The 6,006-nt window shown below is 73.6% G+C and carries 7 protein-coding genes; 2 read left to right on the top strand and 5 right to left on the bottom strand.

Translation table 11 applies throughout. From position 1 onward, the window contains the following. Positions 1 to 1,191 (top strand): GAF domain-containing sensor histidine kinase (locus CCN51_RS50440; RefSeq protein ID WP_086861172.1); only part of this gene is annotated, 1,191 nt, incomplete at its 5' end. Positions 1,192 to 1,225: 34 nt separating this feature from the next. Here the strand turns inward: CCN51_RS50440 and CCN51_RS50435 are convergent. Then, complete coding sequence (locus CCN51_RS50435) at positions 1,226 to 1,969, bottom strand: response regulator (protein ID WP_055414063.1); 744 nt, start codon at positions 1,967 to 1,969, stop codon at positions 1,226 to 1,228. A gap of 248 nt (positions 1,970 to 2,217) precedes the next feature. On the opposite strand from CCN51_RS50435, the gene CCN51_RS50430 reads away from it, so the two are divergent. Next, on the top strand, positions 2,218 to 2,799 hold the full coding sequence (locus tag CCN51_RS50430) for an Rv1733c family protein (protein ID WP_107426315.1): 582 nt from the start codon (positions 2,218 to 2,220) through the stop codon (positions 2,797 to 2,799). Positions 2,800 to 2,890: 91 nt separating this feature from the next. Here CCN51_RS50430 and CCN51_RS50425 read toward each other — a convergent pair whose 3' ends face one another. The 4 genes from CCN51_RS50425 to CCN51_RS50410 form a co-directional block, all read right to left on the bottom strand. Then, entirely contained in the window at positions 2,891 to 3,559 is a 669-nt protein-coding gene (locus CCN51_RS50425) for a CBS domain-containing protein (protein ID WP_014181665.1), read from the bottom strand. A gap of 82 nt (positions 3,560 to 3,641) precedes the next feature. After that, a complete protein-coding gene (locus tag CCN51_RS50420) occupies positions 3,642 to 4,325 on the bottom strand; it encodes a pyridoxamine 5'-phosphate oxidase family protein (protein WP_014181666.1) in 684 nt (227 codons plus the stop codon). A 6-nt stretch (positions 4,326 to 4,331) separates the two neighbouring features. After that, positions 4,332 to 5,414 carry an alcohol dehydrogenase catalytic domain-containing protein gene (locus CCN51_RS50415; RefSeq protein WP_014181667.1) on the bottom strand — a complete coding sequence of 361 codons (1,083 nt, stop codon included), beginning with the start codon at positions 5,412 to 5,414 and terminating at the stop codon, positions 4,332 to 4,334. A gap of 134 nt (positions 5,415 to 5,548) precedes the next feature. Continuing rightward, positions 5,549 to 6,006, bottom strand: a 458-nt coding sequence (locus tag CCN51_RS50410) for a universal stress protein (protein WP_143676198.1), incomplete at its 5' end; no start/stop codon positions are given.

The raw sequence follows: 6,006 nt of genomic DNA, 5'->3' as shown, positions 1-6,006 counted from the left end.
GTGCTGTCCACCCTCGCCGTGGCGGCCGGCGTGGCCATCGAGAACGCCCGGCTGTACGAGGAGGCCCGGCATCGCCAGCGCTGGCTGGAGGCGAACGCGGAGGTCACCCAGGGCCTGCTGTCCGGGGTGGACGAGACCCGGGTGCTCGGGCTCATCGTCGGACACGCCCGGCGTCTCCTCGCGGCAGACCTGGGGGTGCTCGCGCTGCCGGTCGAGGGGACCGCCGACCTCCAGATGGCGCTCGCGGACGGCACCGACGCCGAGGCCCACCGCGGTCTGGTGCTGCCCTGCCAGGGCTCGTTCGCCGGTGCCGCCTTCCTCGCGTCCGAGGCCGTCACCAGCGTCGACGTCGAGAACGACCCACGGATCACGCTGGGCCCCACGCGCTGGACGGGCCTCGGCCCGGCGGTGGCGGTCCCGATGCGGACCGGCGAGGGGGTCCAGGGGGTGCTGTCGCTGGCCCGGGTGGCGGGCAGCGCGCCCTTCACCCCGGTGGAGACCGACATGCTGCTCGGCTTCGCCGGTCAGGCGGCGATCGCCATGAAGCTGGCCGAGCGGCGGCGCGACGCCGAGCAGTTGGCGCTGTTGGAGGACCGCGACCGGATCGCCCGCGATCTGCACGACCTGGCCATCCAGCGGCTGTTCGCCGCGGGGATGTCGCTGCAGTCCACTATGCGCTTCGTCCCCCACTCGGAGGGCTCCGAGCGGCTGTTGCGGGTGGTGGACGACCTGGACGACACCATCAGGATCATTCGGTCGACGATCTTCGGTCTCCGGTCGCACGAGGCGGGCCCGGCCGCCCAGGGGCTGCGGGTGCGTACGGCCAGGACGGTCGAGGAGGCCGTGCCCGCGCTGGGGTTCACGCCCTCGCTGCGTACGGAGGGGCTGGTCGACACCGATGTGCCGTACGAGGTCGCGGACGACGTGGTCGCGGTCCTGGCCGAGGCGCTGTCCAATACCGCCCGCCATGCGCGGGCCCGCGGCGCGGAGATCTCCCTGGCCGTCGGGTCCGGCCGGCTGACCCTCACGGTGACCGACGACGGGGTGGGCATTCCGGAAGGCGGGCGGCGCAGCGGGCTGCGGAACCTCAGCGAACGCGCCGGAAAGCGCGGCGGGGAACTGGCGCTTGAGGTGCCGCCGGGCGGCGGCACGCGCCTGGTGTGGAGTGTTCCGCTGCGGCAGGACGCCTGACGGTGTCAGCCGGCCGAGGACGATGTCAGCGGCGTCAGGGGGCGGAGTCGGGCCGGGGGGAGTGGTCGCCGGGGTGCCGCGGTTCCGCATGGGTGGCGATCACGGCCGCCTGGACGCGGCGTTCGACGCCGAGCTTGGACAACAGACGGGAGATGTGGTTCTTCACCGTCTTCTCGGACAGATAGAGCCGCTTGCCGATCTCCCGGTTCGTCATCCCCTCGCCGATCAGGGTCAGGATCTCCCGCTCCCGGGTGGACAGCCCGGCCAGCGACTCGTCCCGCGGCTGCGGCTCGGCGCTCTCCCCGCGCAGGGTGCTCATCAGCCGGGTGGTGGTCGCCGGATCGAGCATCGACTGGCCGGACGCGACCGTGCGTACGGCGGAGACCAGGTCGGAGCCCTTGATCTGCTTGAGGACATATCCCGCGGCCCCCGCCATGATCGCGTCCAGCAGCGCATCGTCGTCGTCGAACGAGGTCAGCATCAGACAGGCCAGCTCGGGCATGGCGGACCGCAGTTCACGGCAGACGGCGACCCCGTTCCCGTCCGGCAGCCGCACGTCCAGGATCGCGACATCGGGCCGCAGCGCGGGGCCCCGGGTGAGCGCTTGGGCGACGGTTCCGGCGTCGCCGACCACCTCGATGTCCGGCTCGGCGTCGAGGAGATCGTGCAGCCCGCGCCGTACGACCTCGTGGTCGTCCAGCAGAAACACCCTAATCGGGCTGATGGGGCTGCTCGGACTGCTCGGAGTCGGCGGCGGGTGGTGTGGTGAGTCGGTCATGGCGGCCTTCCGTCCGCACTGCTGTCGTGGCCCGGCCCTCTGAGACCGATCATGGCGCGCCGCGGGTGGCCGCGCCAGGGCCGAACGGACCCCGCGATCGGGCGGCGGGGCCGATGGTCCCCGCCGCTGGTTCTGCCCGGCCCTCGACCTTGCGGCCCGCGCGTGGCAGGGTCGACACAGGGAGCCCTTGCGCTGCCGGGCGGGTTTCCGCCGAGCAGCACGCGACAGCACCGACAGGGGGTGCGGCGATGAGCGCGAAGGCGCGGGGGAGACTGTGCTGGAGGTGGCGGCGCAACCCGCTCAAGCGGCGTTCGGACGTCGTGGAGGCCTGGGTCGCGCTGGTGGCCGGCCTGGTGATGGCGGTCGGCGGCACGGCGGCCGGTGTGGCCACCGCCGCAGCTGTGGAACAACCCCTGCTGGCGCAGCGCGCCGAGCGGCACAGCGTCCCGGCGCGGCTGCTGGAGGACGCCCCCGCCGCGACGCCCAGCGCCGATGGCAGCAGGGCCGACCGCGTCCCCGCCAAGGTGCGCTGGAAGGCGCCCGACGGCACGGTCCACACCGGTGTCGCCCAGGTACGCGAGGGGCGCGCGGCGGGCATGTCGACCGTGGTGTGGATCGACGCGCGCGGCCGACTGGTCCACGAGCCGCTGACCCAGCAGGAGGCCGATAGCCGGGCGGCCCTGACCGGCGCCACGGCGGCCACCGGCGTATGCCTGGTGACCCTGGCCGGCCGGCGCGTCGTACGGTGGCGGCTGGACCGCGGCCGTGCCGCGCAGTGGGAGCGGGCATGGGCCGAGGTCGAGCCGCGCTGGAGCAGCCGCGGCGGCTGAGCCGCCGCGGCCACCGGCTACCGGCGCACAGGTCACGTCGGCCGCAGGCGCGCAGGTCACGACGGTACGTCGGCGGCCGGAGCCGTGGCGGTCACGACGGCCGGGTGACATGGTGGACGGCGGTCAGCCGGTTGTCGAAGTCGACCACGCCCTCGACCGAGCGGATCAGCCGCGCCGCCGCCGGGATCAGGGCGGCGTCCCTGACCTGGCCGGTGAGGGTGACCACGCCCTCCCGCACGCTCACCAGCACCGGCTGCCCCGCCGAGGCCGGGAAGAGATACGACACGACCTCGCGCCGCACCTCCTCCTCGATGTCCTCGTCCGCGCGCAGAAACACCTTCAGCAGATCGGCACGGCTGACGATGCCCTCCAGCCGGCCCTCGTCATCGACCACGGGAAGCCGTTTGACGCGCCGGTGGGTCATGATCCGGGCGGTTTCGGCCAAGGTCGCGTTCGCATGCACCGTGATGGCGGGAGAGGTCATCAGCTCATCGGCGGTCACCGCGCCCGCCTTCACGATGTCCGGCAGATCGCGCAGTTGGCCGAGCCGGATCGGATCGCTGTCCCGGAACTCCTCCTTGGGCAGCAGATCGGCCTCCGAGACCACGCCGATCACCCGCCCCTCGCCCTCCAGGACCGGCAGGGCGCTCACCTTCCACTGCTCCAGCGTCTTCACGATCTCCTTGAACGGGGCCTCGCGGCCGACGGCGACGACGGTATGAGTCATCACATCACTCACGATGTGCGAGGTCCGATGCACCGGGACCTCCTTCCTTTCCTCAGCGGCGGGCTCTGCCGGGCGGCAGGCGGCGGCAGCTCCGCCGCGGTGTCCCGCCCCGCGCTCAGCGCACGCGGATCCGGCGCCCCGTGATGCTGCCGGGGTCGAGGCGCAGCCACATCTCGCGGCTGCCGCCCGGCCAGGGCCTGTGGTACTCCCGGCCGACCAGGCGTACCGCCTCCGACTCGGTGAGCTGCCGGGCCCGCCCCACGACGAGCACGCTCCAGCCCTCGCTGAGCGTCTCGTCGATGTGATCCACCTCGAACGCGACCTCGGACCCCGCGGCGGCGGCCGGGGAGGCGTCGGGGGCGGCGCGGAGGACCACAGCGTCGTCGACGACGCGGTAGTCGACCGGGACGACGGCGGGCCCCCACGAGGTGGACACCGAAATCCTGCCCACCCCGTGGGCGGAGAGCAGGTCGTGGCACTCCCCGGGGCCCAGCTCCACCAGGTCCGGGTGGCCGGCCTCCCGGCCGGGGCCGGACGGCCGGACCGCGCCGCCTGGGCCCTGGAGTTCGGCGGCGGTGGTGTCCAGGGCCGCGGCCAGCCGCAGGAGGAAGCCCGCGCCGGGGGCGGCGGGAGACTCCTCCAGATGCTTCAGACAGCCCGGGGCCGTGCCCGCCCGCGCGGCCACGTCCTCCCGGCTCAACCCCAGCCGCTCGCGCCGCCGGGCCACGCGCCGTCCGACGTCACCGCCGCCGCCGGACGGCGGCGCGGCGGTCACGTCCGGCCGTGCTGGTTCGGACATGGCCGATCACTTCTCTCCGTTCGTCTCGGTGGGCACCAGCGGCCTGGTGGGCACCCCGAGCGCGACCTTGAGCGCACCGGTGTCGGCCGCCCGCGAGAAGACGTCGTACGCCTCCTCCATCTGGTCGAGCTCGAAGGTGTGGGTGATGAGCGACGCCGCAGCGGGCAGCCGCCCGGTGGTCAGCATGGACAGCAGCGTGGGCGTGGTGCGGGTGTCGACGAGACCGGTGGTGATCGTCAGATTCCGCATCCACAGGTCTTCCAGATGCAGTGTCACGGGCCGTCCGTGCACACCGATGTTGGCGATCCGCCCGCCGGGCCGGGCCATGCGCGTGCACGCCTCGAAGCTCGCGGGGGTGCCCACCGCCTCGATCACCACATCGGCGCCGAGGCCCCCGGTGAGGTCGTCGACCAGCGGCTCGGGCCCCTCCGTGGTCTGCACCACCGCGTCGGCGCCCAGCCGCTTGGCCGCCTCCAGCCGGGTGGGCAGCAGATCGACGGCGATGATCCGGGCGGGGGAGAAGAGCTCCGCGGTGGCGATCGCGGCGAGCCCGACCGGCCCGGTGCCGACGACCGCGACCGTGTCCCCGGGCCGCACCCCCGCGTTCAACACCCCCACCTCGTAGGCGGTGGGGAAGACATCGGCCAGCAGTACGGCTTCGAGGGTGTCGGCCGCGCCGGTCAGCGGGTGCAGGGACAGATCGGCGAAGGGCACCCGGACGTACTCGGCCTGGGTGCCGTCGATCAGCCGCCCCAGGACCCAGCCCCCGCCGCCGTGGCACTGACCGTATGCCTGCTCGCGGCAGAACCGGCACCGGCCGCACGGCGAGACGCAGGAGACCAGCACCCGGTCCCCGGGGCGTACGGTGCGCACCTCGTCGCCGGTCTCGACGACCTCGCCGACGGCCTCGTGGCCGAGGACCGTACCGGGCCGGACGTCCGGCACATTGCCGCTGAGAATGTGCAGATCGGTGCCGCAGATGGTGGTGGTGTCGACACGGACGATCGCGTCGGCGGGCTCCTGGAGGCCGGGGTCGGGAACGTTCTCCCAGGAGGAGCGCCCCGGTCCGTGGAAGACGAGTGCTTTCATGACCGCTTCCCCTCGGATATGCCCCCTAAGTCCTGATATACCCAATTGTCCCCGCTGAGCACGTACCGTGCATGGGCTCTCCCGCCCCGGTCGATGTCATCCGGATCGGCCGAACTCAGTCGGGCCGGCCGATCTCAGTCGGGCCGGTCGATCGGGATGAGCACGACTGGGCAGTGGGAGTGGTGCAGCACCGCGTGGGTGACCGGGCCGAGCTGCATGCCCAGCCGGGCCGCACCGCGATGGACGGGGAGGACCACGACATCCGCCGCGCGCGAGGCCTCCACGAGAGCGGGCGCCGGGGCGCCGTGGGTCGTGTGCTCGCGCACCCGCACCTGCTCGAACTCCTCGCCCAGCGCCGCGACCACCTGGTGCGCCCCCGCCTGCTCCCGCTCGGCCCGCGCCGCCGGATCCTCCCGCGAAGGCAGCGGATGATCGCCGCCGAACAGCTGCGAGCGCGCCCCCGCGTACAGCACACGCAGCCGCGCGCCACGGCGCACCGCCTCCTCGAACGCGTACCGCGCCGCGGCCTCGTCCGCGTCCGTCTCGATCCCGACCAGGACCTTGCCGTGGCCCTCGGGCCCGTACGCGGCCG

Origin of the sequence: Streptomyces milbemycinicus, from assembly GCF_002154605.1 — a bacterium.
Taxonomy (GTDB): Bacteria; Actinomycetota; Actinomycetes; order Streptomycetales; family Streptomycetaceae; genus Streptomyces; species Streptomyces milbemycinicus.
This window is presented reverse-complemented; position numbering and strand designations above follow the sequence as displayed.

Bases quoted from the DNA above. Each gene is read 5' to 3' on its own strand.
- CCN51_RS50415 (WP_014181667.1), bottom strand. From the start codon at position 5,414: ATGAAAGCACTCGTCTTCCACGGACCGGGGCGCTCCTCCTGGGAGAAC.
- CCN51_RS50430 (WP_107426315.1), top strand. From the start codon at position 2,218: ATGAGCGCGAAGGCGCGGGGGAGACTGTGCTGGAGGTGGCGGCGCAAC.
- CCN51_RS50420 (WP_014181666.1), bottom strand. From the start codon at position 4,325: ATGTCCGAACCAGCACGGCCGGACGTGACCGCCGCGCCGCCGTCCGGC.
- CCN51_RS50435 (WP_055414063.1), bottom strand. From the start codon at position 1,969: ATGACCGACTCACCACACCACCCGCCGCCGACTCCGAGCAGTCCGAGC.